The following is a 23186-nucleotide window of genomic DNA, read 5'->3' as shown; positions in this document are numbered from 1 at the left end:
TGACGGCCTATCGCGCTTGCGGCGGGTCGGCGGCCTTCGGCTCGGACGATCGGTGCTCCCGCGTCGGACCCGGCGTGGATGCGAGCCGGGAGCGCGTGCGGGCCGGCGCGGTCGGGGGAAGCGTGGCGATGATGTCCGCGAGCGACACGCCGGCCAGACTGCGCCGCCACGCGTCGTGGGCCTCGGCCATCTTCTGGGCCAGGACACAGGCGTCCCGGCAGTCCTCAGGCGCGAGCGCGCCGCGTCCTTGCTGGCGGATCTCACGGCACTCGTATGGCGGCGAGGCGCCGTCGACCGCCTCCACGATCTGCAGCAGCGTGATCTCGGAGGCCTGTCGCCCGAGCCGGAACCCGCCGCGCGGGCCGGTCGTCGCCATCAGCACCCCGGCCTTGACCAGGTTCTGCAGCTGCTTGGCCAGATAGGCCGCCGGAAGGTCGTAGTACTGCGCGAGCTGCGCCGCCGACGCGGTAGCGCCCGGTTCGAGCTGCGCCAGGGTCGCGGCGCAGTGCAACAGCCATTCGGTGCTCGCGGGCAGCTTCACACGGGCCATCCTATCGCAGATATTGCGGATCTAGTAAGTCCGAGATACCTTCGGCCCGTAGCGAGCGAGAGGAAAGATCATTATGCGAATCGCAGTCGCCGGGGCGACCGGGAACATCGGCGCACGCACCGTCGCCGCCCTCGAACGAGGCGGGCACGAGGTCGTGCGCATCAGTCGTTCCCTGGGCGTGGACCTGTTGACCGGTGACGGGCTGGACGAGGCCCTCACCGGCGTCGACGCGGTCATCGACGCCACCAGCATGGCGGCCGCCGGCCGGGACGACACGGTGGCCTATCTCGGCACCGCCACCCGGAACCTGCTCACCGCCGGGAAGCGGGCCGGCGTCCGGCACCACGTGCTGCTCTCGATCGCCGGGGCCGACCGGATCCACGACAACGCGCACTACGCCGGCAAATGCGAGCAGGAGCGCCTCGTGGCCGCGGGTCCGTTGCCGTGGACGATCGTCCCGGCCACACAGTTCCACGACTTCGCCGCGACGGTCGCGAGCTGGACCGAACACGACGGCGTCGCGACCATCGCGCCGCTGCTCGTGCAGCCGATCGCACCCGACGACGTCGCCGACATCCTCGCCGAGATCGCCGTCGGCGAGCCGCGGGGCCGCTACGCCGACGTCGCCGGCCCGGAAACGCAGGACCTCGTCGACATGGCCCGACGCACTTACGAAGCACGCGGCCACACGGTGAGACTCGTGCCGACCTGGTCCGCCGTCTTCGGTCCCTCGATGGCGGGCACCGTCCTGCTCCCGGGCGAGCCGACCCGCATCGCACCGACCACCTTCGACGAATGGCTCGCCGGACAGCGGGGTGCCTAGCTCCCGACGCTCATCGGTGAAGCCCGCCGCCTTCGACCCGCGCTGTGGGCTTGGCCGTGCGGCGGCGCGGACAACACCGTGTCGAGGGACGACCACCGGCCGGCATTGACCACGCCGGCGGTCGTCCCTCGATCGATCCGCCCTCGGCAAAGCGGCGGGGTTCCCTAGCGGGGCTGGCCTTTCGCCGGCCGCACGAGGCCGGCTTCATAGGCGTGGATGACGAGTTGCGCGCGGTCGTGCGCGCCGAGCTTGGTCATCGCGCGGTTGACGTGTGTCTTCACGGTGTGATGACTCAGGACGAGCCGGGAGGCGATGTCCTCGTTGGATAGACCGAGGCCCACCATCGTCAGGATCTCCCGCTCGCGGTCGGTCAAGGCATCCAACCTGCGGTCAACGACCGTGGCGGGTTCGGGTTGTCCAAGAAATCGACTCACGAGCGCACGCGTCGCGACAGGCGAGAGCAGCTGCTCGCCGCGGTGCACGATGCGGATGGCGCGCAGGAGGTCGGTCGTCTCCGCGGTCTTGCCGAGGAATCCGCTGGCGCCGGCCCGCAGCGATTGGAACACGTTCTGGTCGACGTCGAACGTGGTCAGGATCAGCACGTGGGTGCCACCCAGTTCGGGGTCGGCGGTGATCTCCGCGGTTGCCGCGAGTCCGTCGAGCTCGGGCATCTGGATGTCCATCACGACAACGTCCGGACGTGTCGAGCGGGCAAGTGCGACCGCGTGCCGGCCGTTGGCTGCCTCGCCGACAATGGTCATGTCCGGCGTCGCGTTGATGAACATGGCGAAGCCCGCCCGTACGAGGGGCTGGTCGTCAGCCAGCAGCACCCGGATCGTCATGCCATGTCCATCGGAAGGTCCGCGCTGACCCGGAAGCCGCCATCGCTGAGCGGGCCGGCGGAAAAACGGCCACCGACGGCGGTGATCCGCTCTCGCATCCCGATCAGTCCGTGGCCCGCATCGGTGAGTCGTGTCGGTGCGGATGGTCCCGCCCGATTCTCGACCGTGATGCTCAGTTGGCTGGTCGAGCAGGTGACCGCAACGTCGACGTCGGTCGGACCCGCGTGCCGGCAGACGTTCGTCAGAGACTCCTGGAGCACCCGGTACGCCGTGCGCCCCGTTGCCGCCGGCACGAGCTCGATCGCTCCGTCCAGCCGCGCGGTGATGCGGAGGCCGGCTCGGCGAAACCGAGCCAACAGATCGTCGAGAAGCACAGCGGGAGCGACAGCTGGTTCGTCCGGGCGACGGAGCAGGGCGACGGTGTCGCTCAACTCGGCCAGGGCGGTTCGGCTGGCCTCGCGTACATGGCCGATCGCCTCTCGGGCCGGGCCGGGTTCGGCGTCCAGGAGGTGGTCGGCGACCTTGGCCTGCACATGGATGAGCGCGAGGTACTGACCGATGTCGTCGTGCAGGTCTCGCGCGATCCGCAACCGTTCCTCGGTGACCCGGCGGGCGGCCTCGGCGTCACGATCCGCTTCAGCGTGCGCGGCGCGCGCTTCTAGCTCCGCGAGGTAGGCGCGGCGGCTGCGGGAGGCGTGCCCGGCGGCGAGGGCGACGCCTCCGAACGCGGCGAGGGCGAGGTTTTCGGCACCGAGCCAGGCGGTTGGCTTGACCAGCTCGTGGACGCTGAGGAACGCCGCGACCCCGAGGATGCCGATCGTCAAGGCACGGCCGCTGGAGGTCGACTCGGCCACCGTGTAGAGCGCGATCAGCGGTGCCGCCAGAACGAGGACGCCCACACCACCATGCATCAGGATGAGGTACGCCTCGGCGGCCACCGCGGTGATGACCAGGGTCAGGAAGGGGTGCGCCCGGCGCAGCGCCAGCATTCCGCAGGCCACCGCCGCGATGGTCACCGTGCCCACGTCCCAGCGGCCTTCGCTTGCGACGGTGGTGACGACCGTGACGACGTAGACGACAACCGCTACCGCGACGTCCGCCCGTGTCCATGCGCCGACGCCCTGAATCCTGAGTTCGCGCATGCCAACACGGTATGACCCGACGCGGTTCACGGCGTCATGCGTCTGACCTACTCCGCGTACCGCGCTCGCGGTAGGCCGAAGATGCCATGGCTGGGCGATGCGCCCGGTACCCGCGCGACGCCACTGTGAGGACGTGACAGCACCTGACATCTCCGTACGCGGCCTCGGCAAACGATTCGGCGCCGTCGAGGCCGTCCGGGACATGACCTTCGACCTGCCTCCGGGCCGGGTGACCGCCTTCCTCGGCCCCAACGGCGCCGGCAAGACAACGACCCTGCGAATGCTGCTCGGCCTTGTCGCACCGACATCCGGGAAGCCGCTGATCCGGGGTCAGGCTTACGCGCAGCTCAGCCACCCGCGCCGCACGGTCGGCGCCGTCCTCGAATCCACCGGCTTCCACCCCGGCCGCCGGGGCCGCGACCACCTGCGCGTGGCCGCACGCGACGCCGGGCTGCGCACAGCCCGCGTCGACGAAGTCCTCGACCAAGCCGGCCTGACCGACGCCGCCGATCGCCGCGTCGGCGGCTACTCCCTCGGCATGCGGCAACGCCTCGGACTCGCGACCGCCTTGCTCGGCGATCCGCCGGTTCTGATTCTCGACGAGCCCTCGAACGGGCTGGACCCGGCTGGCATGGCGTGGCTGCGGGAGCTGCTGCGCGGTCTCGCCGGGCAGGGTCGCACTGTCCTGGTCTCCAGCCACGTCCTGGCTGAGGTCGCGCAAACCGTGGACCACGTTCTGGTCGCCCACCACGGCCAGCTGATGTTCGACGGCCCCATCAGCGATCTCGCCCACGAGACGGGCGGGCTCGAGGCCGCCTTCCTTCGTCTGACCGGAGCGCCCGCATGAGCCTCGTCGCCACCGAGCTGTTGAAACTGCGCACGGTCCGCGGCCCCTGGGTCCTGCTGCTCACCGCTCAGGTCCTGGTCGTCGTCGGCGTCGCCGGTCCGCTGGCCACCGCCGATCCTGGCGAGGAGACCGAGCTGGTCAGCACCGCCGCCGCCCACGTCGGCCTCGCCGCTCTCCTGCCGCTCGTCCTGGGCATCGTCGCGGTGGCCGGCGAGTACCGGCACAAGACCATCACCGACACGTACCTCGGGACCCCCCAGCGCGGCCGGATCCTCACCGCCAAGCTTGCCGTCCACACCCTCGCCGGACTGGCCTTCGGCGTGGTGGGCACGGTGACCGCCCTGGTCACGACGACTGCGCTGCTCGGCGGTACCTCCGGCTGGATCGGCGATGACGAGCTGTGGCGCACGCTCGCCGGCGCGGTTGCCTGGAATGCGGCGTTCGGCGCCATCGGCGTCGGGATCGGCGCGCTGGTCCGCAACCTCGCCACCGCGGTAGCGGGGGCCCTCGTCTGGATCGCCTTGGTCGAGACCGCCGTCGGCCAGCTCATCGGGGACGAGGCGGCAAGGTGGCTGCCGTTCACCGCCGCCAGGGCGCTGGGGCGCGTACCGATGGCTGGTGAGGTCGGGCTGGGCCAGTGGGCAGCGGCCGTGGTGCTGGCCACCTACGCCGCGGCCTTCGTCGGCTTGGCCCTCACGGTCGGAGTGCGCCGCGACGTCGCATAACCCACCTGACCCTTGGTTACGCCGCGCACGCGGAGCAGGCCACGGGATTCGCGAACTGGACACCGTCCTTTGCCTGGTCCTAAGTGCCGACGCTGCCGTAATCTGATGCGCCACGCGTCCTTTCTCACCGCCGCATGATCGAAGTGGACGCTGTGGCTGTCGCGCGACCGTGAGCCGAGGCGGTGGTGAAGATGACGGTGCGTTTTCGGGTGCTCGGAAATGTCGAGGTATGCGTCGACGGCGCCCTTGTCGACATTGGCCATCTTCGGCAGCAGTGCGTGCTGGTGGCATTGCTGGTGGAGCCCGACGGCGTCGTGCCGATTGACAAGCTGGTGGATCGGGTCTGGGCTGACCGTCCTCCGCAACGGGCCGTGGGCACGCTGCGCAGCTATCTGTCTCGGCTCCGGGGAGTCCTTGCCGCCGCCGCCAACGTCGACATCGCGAGGCGCCCAGGCGGCTACGTCCTGACGGTCGACCCAATGGCGGTAGACATGCACCGGTTCCGCCGTCTGGTCGCTCAGGCGCGCGCGGCCGGCGGTGACACTGGCGTGGCGCTCTTCGAGGAGGCGCTCGGGCTGTGGCGCGGCGAGCCGTTCGCGACCTTGGACACGCCGTGGTTGAACAGCGAGCGCGACGCTCTGAAACGGCAACGGCTAGAGGCCGAGCTGGATCGCAACGATCTCGCGCTCAGCCGTGGTGAACACACTCGGCTGCTGGATGAGCTGTCCGTTCGAGCCGCCGCACATCCGCTGGATGAACGCCTGGCGGGCCAGCTCATGCTTGCCCTGTACCGCTGCGGCCGGCAAGCTGACGCCCTTGGCGCCTACCGACAGGTGCGTCTGACGTTGGCCGAGGAGTTGGGTGCGGACCCGAGCCCGCCGTTGGCGCACCTGCATCAGCGGCTGCTCGCCGGCGACCCGGCCCTGATCCAGCCGGTCGTGCCGGCCGCCGCGTCCGATTCTCGATTGGTGGCGCAGGTGCCCCGTCAGCTACCCGCACCACCACGTTCGTTCGTCGGCCGGGTCCGCGAGCTCGCCGCGCTCGGCGCTGTGCTGGAAGCCCAGCCGGACGCCGGCGGCACTGTGGCCATCTCGGCGATCGGGGGCGCCGCCGGCGTGGGGAAGACCTGGCTGGCCCTGCGATGGGCGCACGACAACCTCCACCGATTCCCCGACGGGCAGCTCTACGTGAACCTGGGCGGATTCGACCCGGACCGTGAAGTGGTGGACCCGGCTGTGGCTCTGCGCGGGTTCCTCGACGCGCTCGGCGTGCCGTCCACCCGGATCCCCGCCGATCCGGATGCCCAAGCCGCGCTCTACCGCAGTCTGGTCGCCGACCGGCGAATGCTGATCGTGCTGGACAACGCACGCGACAGCACCCACGTGCTTAGGTTGCTGCCTGGCAGCGGCGCCTGCACCGTGCTTGTCACCAGCCGCCACCACCTTGCCGGCCTGCTCGCAGCGCACGGTGCCCGCCCACTGGCACTGGACGTGCTGCCCGACGGCGACGCCCGCATGGTGCTCACCGAGCAACTCGGCACGCCGCGGGTGGCCGACGAACCGGACGCGGTGACCGCCATCCTGGACAGTTGCGCGGGACTCCCACTGGCGTTGGGCATCGTCGCCGCCCGCGCCGCCATCCACGTGGACCTGTCGCTGGCCACGCTGGCCGGCGAGCTGCGGGACGCGTCCACCCGACTGGACGCGTTGGACGCCGGCGAACTGGCGGTCAACGTACGCGCGGTCCTGGACTGTTCGTACCAGGCATTGCCGGCCGCCGCGGCGCGCGCGCTCCGGCTGCTCGCTCTCGCCCCGGGTCCGGACATCAGCCTGCCCGCCGCGGCTAGTTTGGTCGCGCTCACCGTCGCGGGGACCCGCACGGTCCTACGGCAACTCATCACCAGGCACCTGTTGCAGGAAAACAGCCCCGGGCGATACAGGATGCACGACCTGGTCCGCCTCTACACGGCCGAGCAGGCACACGTAGTCGAAACGGCTGAGGAGCGGCGGGCCGCGATACAGCGGGCGCTGGACCATTACCTGCACACCGCACATGCCGCCGCGTTGCTGCTCAACCCGCACCGGGTACTGGTTATCACCCCCGATCCGGCCGAGGATGGGGTGGCACCCGAGGGCCTCGCCGATCTGGAGCAGTCGATGGCCTGGCTCACCGACGAACAGCCCGTCCTGCTCGCCGCCATCGACCAGGCCTCGGACAACGGATTCGACACGCACACCTGGCAACTGGCCTGGAGCCTCGCCAACTTTCTGGAGCGGCGCGGAGACTGGCACACGCAGGTTGCCACCCAACGGGCCGCGCTCGACGCCACGCTGCGGCTGGCGCACCGGAAGGGACAGGCCATCGCGCACCGCGGCCTCGCGATCGCGTCCTCCCGGATGGGCGAGTACGAAGCCGCGCACACCCATCTGCGGCACGCGCTGAGCCTCTTCTGCGATCTCGGCGACCACGCCGGCCAGGCCCACACGCGCATCAACATCGGCTGGTTGCTGGGACGCCAGGGACTCTTCGACGAAGCGCTCAGCAACGCCCTGCGGGCACTCGACCTCTACGTCCACGCCGAGGACCGGTCCGGGCAGGCCAGCGCGCTGAACAACATCGGCTGGTACCACGCCCAACTCGGCGACTACGAGCGGACGCTGGACTGCTGTCGGCAGGCGGTGGCCGTCTACCGCGAGCTCGACAACCATTTCGGGGAAGCCGAGGCGTGGGACAGCCTCGGCTATGCGCACCACCACCTCGGCCGTCACGAGGAGGCCGTCACCTGCTTCCAGAAGGCCCTGGACCTGTTCCGGGGCCTCGGAGGCCGCCACGCTGAGGCCGAGGTGCTCACCCACCTCGGCGACTGCCAGCACGCCGCGGGTGACCTCGAAGCCGCCCGTCACGCCTGGCGACGGGCCTTGCGGATCCTGGATCAACTCGACCACCCCGGCGCCGACCAGATCCGCGTCAGACTCGGTCGCTGAGCAATCGGTTCAGGCCGGAAGGGTGACACGACCGGTAATGGGCGTCTGACCGGCCGATTCAACGATTTCTGCACGTTCGGCCAATCTCAGCCAGCCAGTCTGATCGATGGGAGGCCTTTCCACACCCACGTATCCGAAGGAGAACACTTTGAGACGCATGACCGCAGTCAATCTCCACGCCGTACGTTGGCGCCGGATGGTAGGAGCGGCCGCAGCCGCCGTTCTAGGTGGGGCCATCGCCCTGTCGGCCGCGCCGGCGTCAGCCAACGCGCTGGTGCTGGTCCCACCGGGGTGCGGCAGCTACTCCGGCACCTGGGTCCAGGCAGCACGGCTCGATGACCACAGCGGCGACCCAGGCCCGCTGGGCAGCTTCGGCATGGGCGGGTCGGGTTACCAGGTGCCGCTGGTAGCCGACGTGATCGTGGTCGGCACCGTTTTCTCCGACCGCATTGAGGGCTCCGCGCTCGGGGACGTCATTTGCGGCCTGCGTGGCAACGACTGGATCTACAGCGGAGCCGGCGACGACGAGATCTTCGGCGGCCTCGACGGCGACAGCCTGTGGGGCGAGGCCGGCGCGGACACGCTGTGGGGCGGCGACGGCGAGGACTGGATGTGGGGAGACAACCCGGCCAACTCGAACAACCAGTCGGACGGCGCCGACGAACTCCACGGCGGGGTGAACGACGACACGATGTTCGGCGGCCTTGGCGGCGACGGCGACGACTTCCACGGTGGATCGAGTGGACCCGACGACTGCGCCGACGGTCAGGGCGGCGTCGACATCTACGACGGGAGCATCGACCGCTTCGCCCCCTGCTGACGGCCACGGGCGCCCGGGGACGTGGTTCCCGTAGCAGCGGCCGACCCGATCAGGGTGACCGGACCGGACAGCGCCGGCAAGGGGCTACGGCCCGGTCACCGCAATCATCCAACTCGACGTCTCACCCGGCTTCTACAAACTGCCCGACGGCGTGGACGCGTCCCGCGGGGTCGCATGCGATGTCCCGCCGGTCACGACAAGGACCGGCTGAGCGGCTCGTTCACCACTCTGGCTTCGGCTGCTCGACGGCGCGGCCGCCCTGATGCGGGTACGACCGCCCGCGATCGCGTCGGCCTTGGTAGCGTACGTCCCGTCGACGGTCGAGCCGGGGCCTCCGACGCCACCGTCCTCACCGCCGCGACCGCCGCCAGCGGCGCGCTGCGGGTGCTGCTCGACGGCCCAGCCGATCCTCTGCCCTTCGGCCTGTGGAACTACCGCGTCGACGCGCGCCGCTCACTGCTCGGCGGAGCCGTCAACGACGTCGGACGTGCCATGAGTTGGGCGCAGGGCACGTTGCGCGTAAGCCCGACGCTTGCCGGCATCCTCACCGCGCTGCCGAGCGACACCACGCCCCTCGTGCTGCCATACCTCACCGGTGAACGCGCACCCGGCCGGGCCGGCGGAGCACGATCGTCGAGCGCGACACCAGCCACGACTACCTCGTGTTCAGCGCGTCGAAGGTGAGTATCTCGTCAGCGTTCGGCCAAGCAGTGATCCACTCACCGTCGCCGCACGAGCCGGGGTATCCCCCAGCCACGTCTTCGACTTCATCAGCACCTTCGGCGCCGCGATGACCGACGCTCAGATTCGAGCGCTACGCGCGGACCCGGACGTCGTGGACATCACCGACAACGGCGTCCTCACCCTCGACCGCTGAAGGGTCAGGTGGCGCCAACGCATGCCCGCTTTCGGTGAACGGACTGAGCATCTGGTCCTGAATGCTGAGCCGCACCGCTTCGTCCTGGACGCGGTGGGCCGCGCCGAGCGGAATCCACCGCCACCCCGTCCGGTCACCGCGCCACGCGGTCACGACGAGCCCTTGTGGAGCGGCGGCCCCGACGATCTTGGCGACGGTGCCGATGAAGACGCCGTCGACATCGATGACTGCCATGCCTGCCTGAGCGCTGATCATCTTCGGACCCCTTTCGCGCGACGTCACTGATGACTTCGCCGGAAGGGGGATCAACGGATGCACGCGGAGGTCATTTGTTGAGCCGGACGATGGCGGTGGTGAGGGCAGTGGCGAACAGCGTCCAGGCGGCGTACGGCGCCAGCGCGGCCCCGGCGAGACGGTCGGTCCGGAAGGCCGACCGCAGCAGCAGGGCGTTGGACACGTTGAGCGCACCGATCTCCACCAGGGCCGCGGCCGGCTTGCGCGCCCCGAAGAACACGAAGCTCCAACCGGCGTTGAGGGTCAGATTGATGCCGTACGCCCACGCGAACGACCTGCGTGCCCCGCCCTCGCTTCGATCCAGCACGCGGGCTCCGGCGACGGCGATGAGGCCGTAGAGCGGGGTCCACACAGCCGGAAACGCCGCCGGCGGTGGTTGCCACGATGGCTTACGCAGGTCGCGGTACCACGCGGAGGACGGATCCGTGGCCACCGTCGGTGCGGCTGCCGCCACCGTCACCACGGCCGCGGTCTTGACCCAGGTCGGTAGGCGCATGCCTCGGTGGTACCCCGGTCCCGACGGGTCACTCATCGGATCCTGGCCAAGGCCACCTGGGCCGCCAAGACGTGAGCCGATCGTGGACTGTCGAGCCTGGCCCGGCAGGGAACCACCCCTTCGGCAGCCGTTCAGCGGTACGGGTGGATCGTCACCGCCGCGTACGGCGACCCGGCGACTCGCTTCGGGTCGCGACGCACCTTCGCGGTGGCCGTCTGGGATCCGGTCAGCGGCAAGCCCGGGGGGGCGGATCAATGCGGCCGCCACAGGTTGGGCGCCGGCTGACCCGGCGATCGCCGAGCGTGGCGGATGGCTGTCGACGGGCGCGCCCGGTGATCCGACCGTACAGGTCTGGGATCTGTGCGCCGGGCGGCTGCTGACCACCCTGGACACCGGTTACGAACACCGGGTCCAGACCCTCGCCATCGCACCCGACGAGACCTGGATCGCCACGGTCCCCGCCGTCGGGCTCTTCCCGACCGCCGGCCAGCTCAACGCGTGTGCGGTCGACGGGGACTTTCTCTACGTGGCCGGCTCGGGCGGGTTGTACGGCTTCACCCTGCACGCGTTCGACGACCGTTGCTAGGAGTGTGTGCCGTCTTTCGTACCATATGACGCATTATATCGGTCATACTGGGCTTGAAGCGATTGGACAGGGGCAGGCCGTATCCACATCGGAAGGTTGGCGCAGGATGCAACCCGTTGTTCCGCCGTCGTCAAGCAACCCGCTCGGCCAGCCCAGCGACGCGGTACGCCATCGGCCTGCCGCTCCTGAGCATTCCGCGCCGGCCAAGCTTCAGCGAGAGGCCTTCGCGTTGGCCGAGGTCATCCATCGCAACGGCTCCGACATATCCCACACGGTCGAGGCGGATCGCCTGCTGTGCCGGATCCGCGGCCACCTCGAGGTCACAACCGAGCCTTCGACCAAACACCAGGGCGAGCCCGCACGGGCTTGCCAGCCATTGCTGTGACATCTGCCTTGGGCGACTCGGCCGCGGGGCGTCGACGAATCGGAGGGCTAGACATGGGTCTCGAAGACAAGATCAACAACAAGGCCGAAGAAGTAGTTGGCAAAGTGAAGAAGGAAGCCGGCAAGGCCACTGACGACAAAGACCTCGAGACTGAAGGCCGGGTCGACAAGGCGAAGGCCAACGTCAAGCAGGCCGGCGAGAAAATCAAGGATGCCTTCAAGAGCTGATCACCGGTAGCACAGCGACAGGGCGAGCGGCACTCGATCTCGAGCTGCCCTCGCCCTGCCGCGTTCTCGCGAAAGCGGCCCGTCTGGTCGGCGCACCCTCGCTGAAGGGCAACCCCACGTAGGTGGCCGCCGCCGGTGCCCTGAAGCTGCTCGTCGTCGGTCGCGTCGCCGGCATGGGGCCGTTCAGGCGACAGCGTCGCAATAGCTACGGGCAGACTGGACGCCGGACGTTCGCACGCTGCTCGACGGCACAAGCGGGTCATGCGTAAGCACGCCGCCGCCAGCGACGACATCAAGCCGTCCGGTTCGGTCGCGACCGCGATCGCCCTCTGGCCGAGGCACGCGACCGCAGGGTCGACTTCGCCGACCTTGGACATCTCTGCCGTAGCTATTGCGAGCGCCGGCGCCGCGGCAACATGGCGGTCGGTCGCGCGGCCGACTTCGCCGGCCTCGGCCATCTCAGCCGTAGCTATTGCGACCGCCGGCGAGCGCGGCAACATGGCGGTCGATCGCCGGGCCGACTACGGCGCCACGGGTACGACGCCCTCGAAGCGCACGAGATTTGAATCGAGGTGGCGCCCCGTCTGCATCACCGGTTTCTAGCTGGCGGCGGGGGTGGGCGGAGGCAGCCGGGAGTGGAATGCTGAAATCATGGCAGAAGACGGGGCGAATCAGTCTGCTCTCAACGGCCATGACCAGAACGGCCACGGCGGTGGGCGTCCCCAGGTGCCCGTCAGCAGCGAGGAGGACGTCTTCCTCGACGTACCTCAGATCCAAGTGGACAAGATCGAGATCACCGTGGCGGACCTGCGGGCGCGGGTCTCGCTGAACGCGGAGGTGCTGAGCCTGTTGAAGCTCAGCGTCGGCGTGGAAGCCTCGATCCAAGAGGTGAAGGTGCTGATCCAGGGCGTGGGAGCGCAGGCGCAGCTGAAGGTCAGGCTGGAGAACGTCGCGCACATCATCGACAGCGTGCTCGGCACGATCGAAGCCCACCCGGAGATCATCACGCCCCTGGTGGAGGGCGCGGGCCAAGCCCTCGAAGGAACCGGCCGCGGCGTGGAGTCGGCGGTGACGGACACGGGCAAGGGCGCCGGCGAGGCGGTCAAGGAGATCGGCGGCGGCGCGGGCGGCGCGGTCAAGGACGTCGGCGGCGGCGCGGGCGACGCGGTACGTGACGTCGGCGGCGGCGCCGGCGAAGCGGTCAAGGACGTCGGCGGCGGCGCGGGCGACGCGGTCAAGGACGTCGGCGGCGGCGCGGGCGACGCGGTCCGCGATGTCGGCGGCGGCACGGGCGAGGCGGTCAAGGAAGTCGGCGGCGGCGCGGGCGGCGCGGTCAAGGAAGTCGGCGGCGGCGCCGGCGAGGCGACCAAGTCGGTCGGCGAGGGCGCGGGCGAAGCAACCCGTTCAGTCGGCGAAGGCGCCGGCGAGGCCACGGGCGAAGTAGGAGCCGGCGCAGGCGAAGCAACCAAGGAAGCGGGCAGCGGCGCAGGCGACGCGGCCCGAGAGGCCGGCAGCGGCGCAGGCGACGCGGCCCGGGAAGCCGGCAGCGGCGTAGGCGAAGCAACCAAGGAAGCCGGCAGCGGCGCAGGCGAAGCCACCCGAGAAGCCGGCAGCGGCGCAGGCGAAGCCACCCGAGAAGCCGGCGGCGCCGCAGGCGAGGCTGCGAAGAACGCTGGTGGTGGCGCGGGCCAAGCAGCCGGTGAAGCGGGCGACGTCGCAAAGGAAACGGCAGGAGACGCAGGTCAGGCCGCCAAGGAAGCCGGCGGAGACGCAGGCCAGGCAGCCAAGGAGACAGGTGAAAGCGCGGGCAGGGCCACCGAAGGCGCGGGCGAGCAAGTGACCGAACAAGCCGCCGGGGCCAACATCGACAACCGCGCGGACCACGAGGAACAGCGGCCGCGCCGCAACAGAGGTTTGCCCAGGCGCAAACGGCGCGAATGGTGAACGGACCACGTTGTCTCATCGCGGCCTTCGCAGGTCCCCGGCTCAGCAAACCCGCGCTGAGACCAGAGCGTGCGCAGAAGAGGGGGCGTTTACCGCCGTTCGCATTGGGAGTGCCACCGATGTCGAGGGCGCGCGAGGGGGACGCGATGGCTACGGCGTCAATGGTGATCGGCGCATCGCCCGAGCGGGTCTTCGCTGTGTTGGCGGACGGTTGGAGCTACGCGAGCTGGGTGGTCGGCGCATCGCACATCCGCGCCGTCTAGGAGGGCTGGCCCGCCGTCGGCGCCCGGCTGCACCACCAGGTCGGGCCGTGGCCACTGCACATCAAGGACGAGTCGGTGGTGTCCGCGGTCGTACCCGATCGTCTGCTCGAGCTTCATGCCCGCGCGTGGCCGCTCGGAGAGGCGACGGTCGTGCTGGAGCTCGCACCGGTCGGTGAGTCGACCCGGGTGACCCTCTCCTACGACCTGACCGCCGGCGTCGGCAGCATGATTCCCCGAGTTCTGCAGTCCGTCCTGCTCCGACCACGCAGCGCCGAGATGCTTCACCGCTTGAGCGACATCGCCGAGCGCCGGCAGGTGGCGCGCCCGAAGGCGCCAAGGCTCAACCGAACGGCCGTCGACGGTTACGACCCAGCTCGCGGCCACTAGGGAAGCGCCTCAAGGCCATTCGCTAGCGGACGAGAAGACAATGGCGACCATCGGCACGGTGACCACCTGGCACGACGACGGCTGCGCGGAGATCCGCCTCACCGGCCGCCTGGAGTTGGCGTGCGTACACCCCGTCATGACGTCCGTCCGGAAGTTTCTGGTCGAAGCCCCGGCGGCCGTGGTGGTGGACCTCAACGGTCTGACCGTCGCCGCCGACGCCGGGCTGTCCCTCTTCGCCACTCTCGCGCACGCGGAGGCCGACCGCGACCAACCGGTGCCGCTGTTGTTCCACGCTCGACCCGACAGTCCGGTGGCCCATCGGTTCGAGGTCCGCATCGGTCGTTTCGTCCCGCTGTATCCGGACGGCCCGTCCGCGCGCCGAGCCGCCGAGCAGAGCGCCGGCGCGTCTGTCCACAGTGACCGAAAGACGGTCTGGGCCAACCTCCGGATCCGACTCCCGCGCGATCGACAGTCCGCCGCGACCGGCCACGGTGGACGCCGACGGTGACGGTCCGGCCTCGGGTCAACCGCGCTTCGCGAGGCGCCTGACGATCGCGATGGCGGCACCTCCCGCGAGCACCCACGGTGGGTCACGATGTCGCTGGGCTTGAGGTAGCCGTTGCGGATGTGCTCGAACAACCGCGGCCACTGCCGCTTCACCGGGCACTGGTTCATCCGCAGTGTGAGGCCCTTGTTCATCGCGTCGCCGAACTTGACCGCGCTGAACATCGGACCGTACGCGCCCATGACCGAGACGGTGCCGCCCTTGCGTACCGTGTCGATGGCCCAGTTGAGCGCGATCGGCGAACCGCCCTGCAGCTTGAGCTTGGTGGCTGTCACGTGTTGCAGGAAGTTGCCGTCCGCCTCCGCGCCCACGGCGTCGATCACGACATCGGCGCCGAGATGATCGGTGAGCCTTTTCAGGTGTACGACGATGTCGTCGTACTCGACGAAGTTGTAGGTCTCGGCGTGGGCGAACTCCACGGCCTTGGCCAGCCGGTAGTCGAGGTGGTCGATCACGATGACCCGCCCGGCGCCCATGAGCCAGGCGGACTTCGCGGCGAACAGCCCCACCGGCCCGGCGCCGAACACGACCACCACGTCGCCTTCGACGATGTCGCCGAGTTGAGCGCCGAAGTAGCCGGTCGCGAGGGCGTCGGTGAGCATCACGGCGTCGTCCTCGTCGAGCCAGTCAGGGATGACGCTGGGACCGACGTCGGCGAACGGGACCCGCACGAACTCCGACTGGCCTCCGTCGTAGCCGCCGGTGGTGTGTGAGTAGCCGTAGATGCCGCCGACCGCCGTCGCGTTCGGGTTAACGTTGTGGCAGTTGGCGAACATGCCGCGCGCGCAGAAGTAGCAGGACCCGCAGAAGATGTTGAACGGCACCATCACCCGGTCGCCGGGCTTGAGGCTCTCCACCGACGAGCCGACCTCGTCCACCACGCCGATGAACTCGTGGCCGAACGTCGTGCCGACGCGGGTGTCGGGCATCATGCCGTGGTAGAGATGCAGGTCCGAGCCACAGATCGCCGCCCGGGTCACCCGTACGATGGCGTCGTTGGGGTGTTCGATCGGTGGGCGGTCCTTTTCCTCCACCCGGATCCGGTACGGGCCGCGATAGACCAGGTTGCGGTAGACGCCGATCGGAAGCTGTCGGGGGCCGGCTAGCCTGAAACGCTACGTCAGTGGCGGTGGCCGAACTCTTTCGCGAGGACCTCCCGCGTGACCGCCTCGCCGAGCCGGTCGCCGTTGACGGTCGCGCCGCGGTAGTGGACTCCCGTCCAGATTCTTGCCTCGATCAGTTCGGCGCGGGCCGACGACAGGCTGTCGAAGTGTCTGGTGGTCCCGGATTCGGCGCTGTAGGCGCTGAACGACAGGGTGTCGCGGCCGAAGAACGTCCGTAGCGCCGTCATGATCGCGGAGGTGTAGCAGGCGTGTCCGGACGGCCACTCCGGCGACGGCGCGGTGACGCGCAGCGGCGTCCAGGCCGGGTCGGCGACGGTGGCCGGGTTGCCGTCGGTGTCCGCGAGCGGGATCGCGGTCACCGGCCGCCAGAGGCTCCACTGTCGCTTCTGCTGATAGCACGAGATCAGTGCGTCAGCGGTGGAGACGTCGACCATCGCCAGCATGCGGGCCGTCTGCAACGGGCTCAGCCGGTGGTCGGCCGCCAGGTCGCGTTTGATCTGCCACTCCACCTGGCGGGGGTCGTCCCACCAGATCGCCGCTTCCGTCTGGTCCTGGGTGCGGGTGGTGCTGGTGGCCGAGCCGAGCGACTTGACCTCGTTGAGCTGGCGTGCGTACGCGGCGCTGGTCAGTGCCGGCGGTCCGGGCACGCGATAGGCGGCGGGGTCGTCGACGGCGAACGGCCGAAGGTCGGGGAACCAGCCGCCCGCCTGGACGAAGCCGGGTGGGGTCAGGCGGTAGGCGCCGGGCGCGGTGCCGACCGGCCACGTCCCGGCGGAGAACGCGCCGTCGTCGCGGCGGGCCTCGATCATGGCCGCGGCCGCGGCGTCGCCGACCCGGATCCCGCCACGCTTCGCGGGTCCGCCGGGGACGGCGGCGAGCGCTTCGTCGTACTGCGCGGCCAGCACGTCCGCCTGGGCCGGGAACAGCGACAGGAGCACGCGGTACGCGGCGGTGGCCACGGCCGCGGGCGTCGAGTCGCCGCGGTGGGCGCGAGGAGCCACCAGGTACGGCTCGTACGGGGTGCCGGCGATCGCGTTGGCCGCGTCGTACACGGCGCCCTGCACCATGGCGAAGCTGCGGGCGCCCACGGTCGGCGACTGCCGCGCGACCTCGAAGATGGCGGTCTGGGCATGGATGTTCCAGGTCAGGACCGCGTTGGGCCGGGCCGCCGGCTGGGCCGACGCGTTCACGGCGGGTGTCAGGACGGTCAGGCCGAGCGTGGCCACGACCAGGGCGCGGAGCAGCCTGCTGAAACGAGCACGACGTGCCATGGAATCCCCCGTTGGCAGAATCGAGTGCCGGTTCACGACGCTGTCCAGCATCGACCATCGCCGATCACGCAAGCAACCCCTCTGTCGGAAATGCGGGTTCCACCGTCGCTCGCCGGCCCCGGAATGGTGGCGAAGGTCGCGACGCCGTTTGAGGAGCGACGGCACGGGTAGCAAGGATCTGTTCTTGCTGTATGGCAAAAATCTGGTGGGAGGCACAGTGGCGAGAGCGATGGTCAGCCGGCGTCTCCTCGACAACGGCACGGTCGTGTTGGAGCTGCGCGGCGAGCTCGACGTAGCCGTGGACAACGCGTTGCGGGACGTGCTGGAACAGACGATCCGGATCCAGCGGCCACCGTCCGTGGTCGTCGACATGCGGCATGTGACTTTCGTCGACTCCACCGGCATGGGTGCGCTCGTCGCCGGGCTCAACGAGGCGCGCACGCACCAGGTGCGGTTCAGCGTGCAGGCCGTGGCGCCCTTCGTGGAGAAGCAGCTACGCATCGCGGGCCTGTACGAGACGCTCGTCTCGCCGCAGGAATGACATCCCGAAGCGGCCCGATCGTTGGCGATCGGCGCCAGGCCGAGGGCGACCATGCCGACCGCCAGACCGAGGTGGAGCCAGTTGTCGGCCCCGTCGAAAGGCACGAAGTCGGCGTGAACGACGAGCCACCTCGGGCCGCGGCTCGCTGGGCCGCCACCAGCACGGCGATGGCGGTCGAGTCGACGCAGGCCCAGTTCATCGCGCCTCCCCATCGGCCGCCGGGCGATGGGTCAGTCGCTGTTGTCAGCGCGGCAGTTCCCCGGTGTCCGCAAGGTGCTGGGCCACGTCGACCAGCCGGCGGTTGAGGTCCTGGGAAGCCCGGCGCAGCACGTCGAACGCCTCACCGGCGGAGAGCCGCCGCCGCTCCATGAGGATGCCCTTGGCCTGGCCGATGACGTCGCGGGTGCTCAGTCCACGGTGGAGGGCCGCTTCCCGGCGGTCGACGTCGTCGCGCCGGTGGCTCATCGCGACAGCGACGGCCACGTATGCCGCGATGATCGAGGCGAAATCCTCGTCGGTCTCGCTGAACGCGTCCGGTGCGCGCCTGTAGAGGTTGAGCGATCCCACCGCCGACCATTGGGCCGCGTGCTGCACGAACAGGCCGTGGCAAGGCGCTGGCGGCGCCCACGTCGGTCGCGGTGGCGGCCGGGGTGGCGCCGACCGCCACCAAGTGGGCACCGGTCGTGGCCGCGGCCTACGCGGCGGCGACGCGTGCGCCGAGCAGGTGGCGCCGTAGCTCCGCCAGGCTCCCGCAGACCGGGGTGACCATCTCCACCATGCTGCGCCGGAACTCGCGCCGGTTCAGGTGCCGCAGGTCGTCCGGGAGCGCCGCGTGCACCTCGTCGGCGACCGGCATGTTGTGCCCGGTGACGGGATCGAGGAGCAGGTACTCCTCTTCCACCCCGAGCGTCGGAGTCAACACGCGCGGGTGGCGGTCAGCACGGCGACCGCGATCCGCTCGGCGTGGGCGTACGCCGGGCCGTCTAGCTCCTCGCTGTAGACGTCCGGGTCGACCTCGCGGTAGCTCCAGACCAGGTCGGTGCCGTCCAGGCGGGCGGCGGCTGCTTCGCGCAACAGGTCCCGGCCGTCGACCACTCCGGTGCCGGCGAAGAGCACCAGGGACCCACCCGGCGCGAGGCGTGCCAGCGCGGCGTCGAGGACCGCCATGGGCAGCTCGTGCCCGCTCGGCCCACCGTGCCGGTATCCCCGGCCCGTCGGGTCGATCATGAACGGTGGGTTGGAGATGATCAGGTCGATCTCACCCTCGACGTCGTCGAGCAGGTCGCTGTGGCACACCCGGACGCCGTCGGTGCCGGCCAGCGCCGCGTTGACCCGCGCGTACCGCAGCGCCGTGGGGTTGATGTCGACGGCCACGACGTCCGCGCCCGGCAGGCGTTTGGCGATCGCGACGGCGCCCGCGCCGGTGCCGCAACCGACGTCGACGGCCCGCCGCACCGGCCCGCTCCGTGCGCCGAGGTGCGCGACCGCGGCGTCGGCCATCCGGTAGGTGTCCGGGCCGAGGAAGACCGCGTCGGCGGCGTCGGTCGGAAACGCCGAATGGACGAACAGCTCACCGTCGTACGACGAGAACCTGACCAGGCTGCGCCAGCCCGCACCGTGCCGCTCGCGCACACCGGCGGCGTCCGCCAACGTGATGATCTGCCGTGGCAGCACGTCGTCGGTGAACGGCCGGCTCCACCCGAACACGCCACGAAGATCGGTGGCCCACGCGTTGTCCGGCCGGCGGTTGACCCGCTCGTGCGTGGCGGGCGTGACGGTGGTGAAGTGGTACCCGGCGTCCCGCAGCGCCGCGCCCAGCTCGCACAGCGCCGCATCGGGGCCACGCAGCGCGGAGGTCGAGGTCAGCGTGCGACCGATCATGGTCATGGCCGGCGGATGCCCCATTGACGGCGTTTCAACCCACGTCCTGCCGATCAATCCGGCCCCGGACACGGCGGTGCCCCGGCCGAGGTGGCCGGGGCACCATTTCGGGACGCTCAGCGGGTGACGCTGCGCCGACCGCGGCCACCAATGCCCACGGCCAAGGCGACGCCGACCGCCGCGAGGGCGATCTGGAGGAGCAGCTCACGCCAGTCGATCCAGCCGTCCGTGTCGGCGAAGCCGCCGGCCCGCGCGATCGCGGAGCCGATGAGTGCGGCTACGACGCCGATGACCAGCGTCAGCCACAGCGGGATGTTCTGCCGGCCGGGCACGACGAGACGGCCCAGCGCGCCAATGATCAGACCGACGATCAGCGCGGTGATGATTCCACCTGGTGTCATGGCCGTTCTCCTCCTCGGGGGGTGTTGGTCAGTCCGTGACGGTCGCTAAGTTCCCGACGGCCGCGGAGCCCAAACGACGCGAACCAAACGGTTGACCGGGCATTGCCCGGGTATCCACACAGGAAGGAACCCGACGGACGACGAAAGGACCCCCATGACGACCGCACGGGAAATCATGACGTCCGACGCCACCTGCGTGGGCGCTGACGAGACCGTGACCGCCGCCGCGCGCAAGATGGCCGAGCTGCGGGTGGGCTCATTGCCGATCTGCGGCAGCGACAACCGGCTCAAGGGCATGCTCACCGACCGCGACATCGTCATCAAGGTGCTTGCCGAGGGCCGCGACCCCGACACGGTCACCGCCGGCGAGCTGGGCCAGGGCAAGCCCGTGACGATCGGCGCCGACGACGACGCCGAGGAGATCCTCAAGACGATGAGCAGCCATCAGGTGCGCCGGCTGCCTGTGATCGACGGCCACTCCCTGGTGGGCATGGTCGCGGTCGCCGACGTCGCCCGCGCCCTGCCCGACCGGCCGGTCGGTGCGCTGCTCGACGCGATCAGCGACAACTAGACCATGCCGGCTCGCGACGACCTGCCGAGCACGCTGCGGCGCTCGCCGCGGCAGGCGCAGGAGACCTACGCCAAGACCTTGGACTCCGCTACCGAGCAGTACGGACCAGGCGAGCGCGCGCGGCGTACGGCGATGTCGTCGCTCAAACACTCCTTCGAGAAGGTCGGCGACCACTGGGAGCCCAAAGCCCGAAAGGGTCCCAGCGACGCTCAGGCCGCGCGAACCAACCGGGCACGCCCCGCGAAGACGGCGTTCAGTGTCGATGCCAACGCGTCCAAGCAGCACCTGCTCGACGTGGCGAAGCGGCTCGACGTCAAGGGCCGCTCCCGGATGACCAAATCGGAGCTGGTCGAGGCGATCCAGAAGGCCAACGCCCGCGCCGACCGTAAGGCCCGCGCGTAGTGCCCCGGTGCCCCGGTCCACGGACCGGGGCACCGAGCGGCCCGGCCGACGGAGTGTTTCACCGGCCCGGTTGTGGGCACATGGAGGAAGTACCGCAATTCGTGCATATCGGCAGGGTGAGGAGGAGACCCATGTCCACCAATCCGAATGCCGCTGAACGAGTCGACACCGAGGGCAAGGCGGTGCCGCCCTACGACGGACGCCGCGAGTCCGCCGACGTCGACGATGCGGACGCCGCGCGCAACGCGGGAGCGAAGGTCGGAGGCGCGACCGGTCCGGTCGAGGACCATGCGATGAGCGCGCCGGACCCGGACGACACTCCGGGTGGCGCGACCGGCTCGCCTGCCGACGAACAGCCCGCGAGCCAGGCGAAGCGAACCGACAGCAGTGACGCGGGCGTCGGCCCCGCGCACACCAAGGGCACCGGCCGCGCCGAAGACGCCTAGTCGTCGTACCCCTCGTCCGCGCGCTCCCGGCGCAGGTGGCTCTCGGCGCGCCGGGCCTGCTCGTCGTCCTCGGCGCTCAGGCCCGCGAACATCGGGGCGATCTTGTCCGACGGCTGGTCGGGTGGCAGCAGCGGCACGGCCGGATCGACCACGGCGTGGATCACGGCCGGCCGGTCGGCGGTCAACGCCGCGGACCAGACCGACGCCAGGTCGCGCGGCGAGTCCACCCGCAGGCCGCGCAGGTCGAGCACATCCGCCCAACGGTCGTACGGGACCGCCGGCAGGTCCTGCGACGCCGGGAACCGGGGCTCCCCCTCCGTCTCGCGCTGCTCCCAGCTGACCTCGGCCAGATCGCGGTTGTCGAGCACGCACACGACGAAGCGCGGGTCCGGCCAGTCCCGCCAGCGGGCCGCGACCGTGACCAGCTCCGCCAGGCCGTTCATCTGCATCGCCCCGTCGCCGACCAGGGCCACGACGGGACGGTCCGGACGGGCCAGCTTGGCGGCCAGCCCGTACGGCAACGCGGACCCCATCGACGCCAGGGTGCTCGACAGGTGCGCCGGAACCCCGCGCGGGAGCCGCAGATGGCGCGCGTACCAGTAGGTGACCGAGCCGACGTCCACGGCGACCTGCGCGTCCGACGGCAGGTGGTCGTTCAGCGAACGGACCACCAACTGTGGATTGAGGGGGTCGGCAGGCGCCGCGGCCCGAGCGGTCGCGATCTCGTGCCACCTCGCCACACCGGCGCGCACCTCGGACCGCCACGCCGAGCGGTCGCGGTTGCGGTCAACCCTGGCCGACAGCGCGCGTACCGTCTCCTTGGCGTCGCCCAGCAGCGGCACCTCGACCGGATAGCGCGCACCCAGCCGGCGTCCGTCGATGTCGATCTGCACCGCCCGGGCCTGGCCCGGCGCCGGGTAGAACTCGGTCCACGGGTCGTTGGTGCCGACGAGCAGCAGCGTGTCGCAGCGCTTCATCAGCAGCGCGCTCGCGGTGGTGCCCAGGTGCCCCATCACGCCGGTGTGGAAGGGCAGCCGCTCGTCCAGCACCGCCTTGCCGAGCAGGGACGCCGCCACGCCCGCGCCGAGCCGATCGGCGAGCTCGACGATCTCGTCGGCGGCACCGTAGGCGCCCTGGCCCACGAGGATCGCCACCCGCTCGCCGGCGTCCAGCACGGCCACGGCCTCGGCGATGTCGTCGTCGTAGGGCAGGACGCGGGCGGGGCGGAGGCCGGGACTGGTGACCAGCACGCCGTGGCGGTGCTCCGTCGGGTCCGGAGCGTCGGCGGTCTGCACGTCGTGGGGCAGCACGACGCAGGTGGGGCTGCGGGTGGCCAGGGCGGTGCGGAACGCCTTGTCGACCAGCACCGGCACCTGCTCGGGGGTCTGCGCCGCCTGGACGAACTGCGCGCACACGTCACCGAAGAGCCGGACCAGGTCGATCTCCTGCTGGTACGCCGTGCCCAGCACCGTGGACAGCTGCTGGCCGACGATCGCCACCACCGGTTGACTGTCCAGCTTGGCGTCGTAGAGCCCGTTGAGCAGGTGCACCGCACCGGGACCCTGCGTCGACAGGCAGACGCCGACACTGCCGGTGTACTTGGCGTGCCCGACGGCCATGAACGCCGCGGTCTCCTCGTGGCGGGCCTGCACGAACTGGGGTTTTCCGGCCCGCCGCAACGCGCCGATCACCCCGTTGATGCCGTCGCCCGAGTAGCCGAAGACGCGGTCGACGCCCCACTCGGTGAGCCGTTCGACCAGGACATCGGAAACCGTACGGTCGGCCATGGAGG

The 23186-nt window shown here is 70.4% G+C and carries 26 protein-coding genes and 1 pseudogene; 15 read left to right on the top strand and 12 right to left on the bottom strand.

Annotated elements, in window-relative coordinates; translation table 11 throughout:
• Positions 1-7: 7 nt before the first annotated feature.
• Complete coding sequence (locus AB0J88_RS07170) at positions 8-541, bottom strand: Rrf2 family transcriptional regulator (protein ID WP_364356025.1); 534 nt, start codon at positions 539-541, stop codon at positions 8-10.
• An 82-nt stretch (positions 542-623) separates the two neighbouring features.
• Between AB0J88_RS07170 and AB0J88_RS07165 the strand changes: the two genes are divergently transcribed.
• A complete protein-coding gene (locus AB0J88_RS07165; RefSeq protein WP_364356028.1) occupies positions 624-1373 on the top strand; it encodes an NAD(P)H-binding protein in 750 nt (249 codons plus the stop codon).
• A gap of 164 nt (positions 1374-1537) precedes the next feature.
• On the opposite strand, the gene AB0J88_RS07160 is transcribed toward AB0J88_RS07165, so the two are convergent.
• Both AB0J88_RS07160 and AB0J88_RS07155 read right to left on the bottom strand, forming a co-directional pair.
• Complete coding sequence (locus tag AB0J88_RS07160) at positions 1538-2215, bottom strand: response regulator transcription factor (RefSeq protein WP_364356031.1); 678 nt, start codon at positions 2213-2215, stop codon at positions 1538-1540.
• Positions 2212-3357 carry a histidine kinase gene (locus tag AB0J88_RS07155; RefSeq protein ID WP_364356034.1) on the bottom strand — a complete coding sequence of 382 codons (1146 nt, stop codon included), beginning with the start codon at positions 3355-3357 and terminating at the stop codon, positions 2212-2214. The genes AB0J88_RS07160 and AB0J88_RS07155 overlap by 4 nt, the downstream gene beginning before the upstream one ends.
• A 202-nt stretch (positions 3358-3559) precedes the next feature.
• On the opposite strand from AB0J88_RS07155, the gene AB0J88_RS07150 reads away from it, so the two are divergent.
• From AB0J88_RS07150 to AB0J88_RS07135, 4 genes are all read left to right on the top strand, one after another.
• Positions 3560-4204 (top strand): ATP-binding cassette domain-containing protein, encoded by a 645-nt coding sequence (locus tag AB0J88_RS07150; RefSeq protein ID WP_364356036.1) that lies wholly within the window; start codon positions 3560-3562, stop codon positions 4202-4204.
• Complete coding sequence (locus AB0J88_RS07145) at positions 4201-4929, top strand: ABC transporter permease (RefSeq protein WP_364356039.1); 729 nt, start codon at positions 4201-4203, stop codon at positions 4927-4929. Before AB0J88_RS07150 ends, AB0J88_RS07145 begins: the two co-directional genes overlap by 4 nt.
• A gap of 191 nt (positions 4930-5120) precedes the next feature.
• On the top strand, positions 5121-7913 hold the full coding sequence (locus AB0J88_RS07140; RefSeq protein WP_364356042.1) for a BTAD domain-containing putative transcriptional regulator: 2793 nt from the start codon (positions 5121-5123) through the stop codon (positions 7911-7913).
• A 157-nt stretch (positions 7914-8070) separates the two neighbouring features.
• Positions 8071-8733 (top strand): calcium-binding protein, encoded by a 663-nt coding sequence (locus AB0J88_RS07135; RefSeq protein WP_364356045.1) that lies wholly within the window; start codon positions 8071-8073, stop codon positions 8731-8733.
• 814 nt (positions 8734-9547) lie between these two features.
• Here the strand turns inward: AB0J88_RS07135 and AB0J88_RS07130 are convergent.
• Both AB0J88_RS07130 and AB0J88_RS07125 read right to left on the bottom strand, forming a co-directional pair.
• A complete protein-coding gene (locus AB0J88_RS07130; protein ID WP_364356048.1) occupies positions 9548-9928 on the bottom strand; it encodes a hypothetical protein in 381 nt (126 codons plus the stop codon).
• 7 nt (positions 9929-9935) lie between these two features.
• Positions 9936-10400: a TspO/MBR family protein gene (locus AB0J88_RS07125; protein ID WP_364356051.1), complete on the bottom strand. Its 465-nt coding sequence runs from the start codon at positions 10398-10400 to the stop codon at positions 9936-9938.
• Positions 10401-10482: 82 nt separating this feature from the next.
• Between AB0J88_RS07125 and AB0J88_RS07120 the strand changes: the two genes are divergently transcribed.
• From AB0J88_RS07120 to AB0J88_RS07095, 6 genes are all read left to right on the top strand, one after another.
• Complete coding sequence (locus AB0J88_RS07120; protein ID WP_364356054.1) at positions 10483-10986, top strand: hypothetical protein; 504 nt, start codon at positions 10483-10485, stop codon at positions 10984-10986.
• Positions 10987-11092: 106 nt separating this feature from the next.
• Positions 11093-11371, top strand: coding sequence for a hypothetical protein (locus tag AB0J88_RS07115; protein ID WP_364356057.1), 279 nt, complete (start codon positions 11093-11095; stop codon positions 11369-11371).
• Between the two features lie 53 nt (positions 11372-11424).
• On the top strand, positions 11425-11598 hold the full coding sequence (locus tag AB0J88_RS07110) for a CsbD family protein (protein ID WP_364356060.1): 174 nt from the start codon (positions 11425-11427) through the stop codon (positions 11596-11598).
• A 261-nt stretch (positions 11599-11859) separates the two neighbouring features.
• Complete coding sequence (locus tag AB0J88_RS07105) at positions 11860-12201, top strand: hypothetical protein (RefSeq protein ID WP_364356063.1); 342 nt, start codon at positions 11860-11862, stop codon at positions 12199-12201.
• 48 nt (positions 12202-12249) lie between these two features.
• Positions 12250-13542 carry a hypothetical protein gene (locus AB0J88_RS07100; protein ID WP_364356066.1) on the top strand — a complete coding sequence of 431 codons (1293 nt, stop codon included), beginning with the start codon at positions 12250-12252 and terminating at the stop codon, positions 13540-13542.
• A 338-nt stretch (positions 13543-13880) separates the two neighbouring features.
• Positions 13881-14192: a hypothetical protein gene (locus AB0J88_RS07095; RefSeq protein WP_364356069.1), complete on the top strand. Its 312-nt coding sequence runs from the start codon at positions 13881-13883 to the stop codon at positions 14190-14192.
• A 9-nt stretch (positions 14193-14201) separates the two neighbouring features.
• On the opposite strand, the gene AB0J88_RS07090 is transcribed toward AB0J88_RS07095, so the two are convergent.
• Both AB0J88_RS07090 and AB0J88_RS07085 read right to left on the bottom strand, forming a co-directional pair.
• Positions 14202-15791: a zinc-dependent alcohol dehydrogenase gene (locus tag AB0J88_RS07090; RefSeq protein ID WP_364356072.1), complete on the bottom strand. Its 1590-nt coding sequence runs from the start codon at positions 15789-15791 to the stop codon at positions 14202-14204.
• 86 nt (positions 15792-15877) lie between these two features.
• Entirely contained in the window at positions 15878-17152 is a 1275-nt protein-coding gene (locus tag AB0J88_RS07085) for a vanadium-dependent haloperoxidase (protein ID WP_364356075.1), read from the bottom strand.
• A 217-nt stretch (positions 17153-17369) separates the two neighbouring features.
• Between AB0J88_RS07085 and AB0J88_RS07080 the strand changes: the two genes are divergently transcribed.
• Positions 17370-17693, top strand: a complete 324-nt coding sequence (locus tag AB0J88_RS07080) for an STAS domain-containing protein (protein ID WP_364356078.1) — start codon at positions 17370-17372, stop codon at positions 17691-17693.
• Between the two features lie 243 nt (positions 17694-17936).
• Here AB0J88_RS07080 and AB0J88_RS07075 read toward each other — a convergent pair whose 3' ends face one another.
• From AB0J88_RS07075 to AB0J88_RS07060, 4 genes and pseudogenes are all read right to left on the bottom strand, one after another.
• Positions 17937-18260, bottom strand: coding sequence for an ANTAR domain-containing protein (locus AB0J88_RS07075; RefSeq protein WP_364356081.1), 324 nt, complete (start codon positions 18258-18260; stop codon positions 17937-17939).
• A 130-nt stretch (positions 18261-18390) separates the two neighbouring features.
• A pseudogene (locus tag AB0J88_RS07070) lies at positions 18391-18612 on the bottom strand (carboxylate--amine ligase); the annotation flags it as partial.
• The gene (locus tag AB0J88_RS07065) at positions 18609-19580 is read right to left on the bottom strand and encodes a class I SAM-dependent methyltransferase (RefSeq protein WP_364356084.1); all 972 of its coding nucleotides are present in this window, start codon (positions 19578-19580) and stop codon (positions 18609-18611) included. The gene AB0J88_RS07065 and the pseudogene AB0J88_RS07070, both read right to left, overlap by 4 nt.
• Positions 19581-19690: 110 nt before the next feature.
• Positions 19691-19975: a GlsB/YeaQ/YmgE family stress response membrane protein gene (locus tag AB0J88_RS07060; protein ID WP_364356087.1), complete on the bottom strand. Its 285-nt coding sequence runs from the start codon at positions 19973-19975 to the stop codon at positions 19691-19693.
• Positions 19976-20129: 154 nt separating this feature from the next.
• On the opposite strand from AB0J88_RS07060, the gene AB0J88_RS07055 reads away from it, so the two are divergent.
• From AB0J88_RS07055 to AB0J88_RS07045, 3 genes are all read left to right on the top strand, one after another.
• Positions 20130-20546 (top strand): CBS domain-containing protein, encoded by a 417-nt coding sequence (locus AB0J88_RS07055; protein ID WP_364356090.1) that lies wholly within the window; start codon positions 20130-20132, stop codon positions 20544-20546.
• 3 nt (positions 20547-20549) lie between these two features.
• A complete protein-coding gene (locus tag AB0J88_RS07050) occupies positions 20550-20948 on the top strand; it encodes a ChaB family protein (protein WP_364356093.1) in 399 nt (132 codons plus the stop codon).
• A 131-nt stretch (positions 20949-21079) separates the two neighbouring features.
• Positions 21080-21394, top strand: coding sequence for a hypothetical protein (locus AB0J88_RS07045; RefSeq protein ID WP_364356096.1), 315 nt, complete (start codon positions 21080-21082; stop codon positions 21392-21394).
• Here the strand turns inward: AB0J88_RS07045 and AB0J88_RS07040 are convergent.
• On the bottom strand, positions 21391-23181 hold the full coding sequence (locus AB0J88_RS07040) for a thiamine pyrophosphate-requiring protein (protein WP_364356099.1): 1791 nt from the start codon (positions 23179-23181) through the stop codon (positions 21391-21393). The two genes, AB0J88_RS07045 and AB0J88_RS07040, sit on opposite strands and share 4 nt — an antisense overlap.
• Positions 23182-23186 lie beyond the last annotated feature (5 nt).

The organism is Asanoa sp. NPDC049475, assembly GCF_040676915.1.
In the GTDB taxonomy this organism is placed as follows: Bacteria; Actinomycetota; Actinomycetes; order Mycobacteriales; family Micromonosporaceae; genus Asanoa.
Note: the sequence above shows the minus strand (reverse complement) of the source record. Positions and strands in the feature narration are given on the sequence as shown.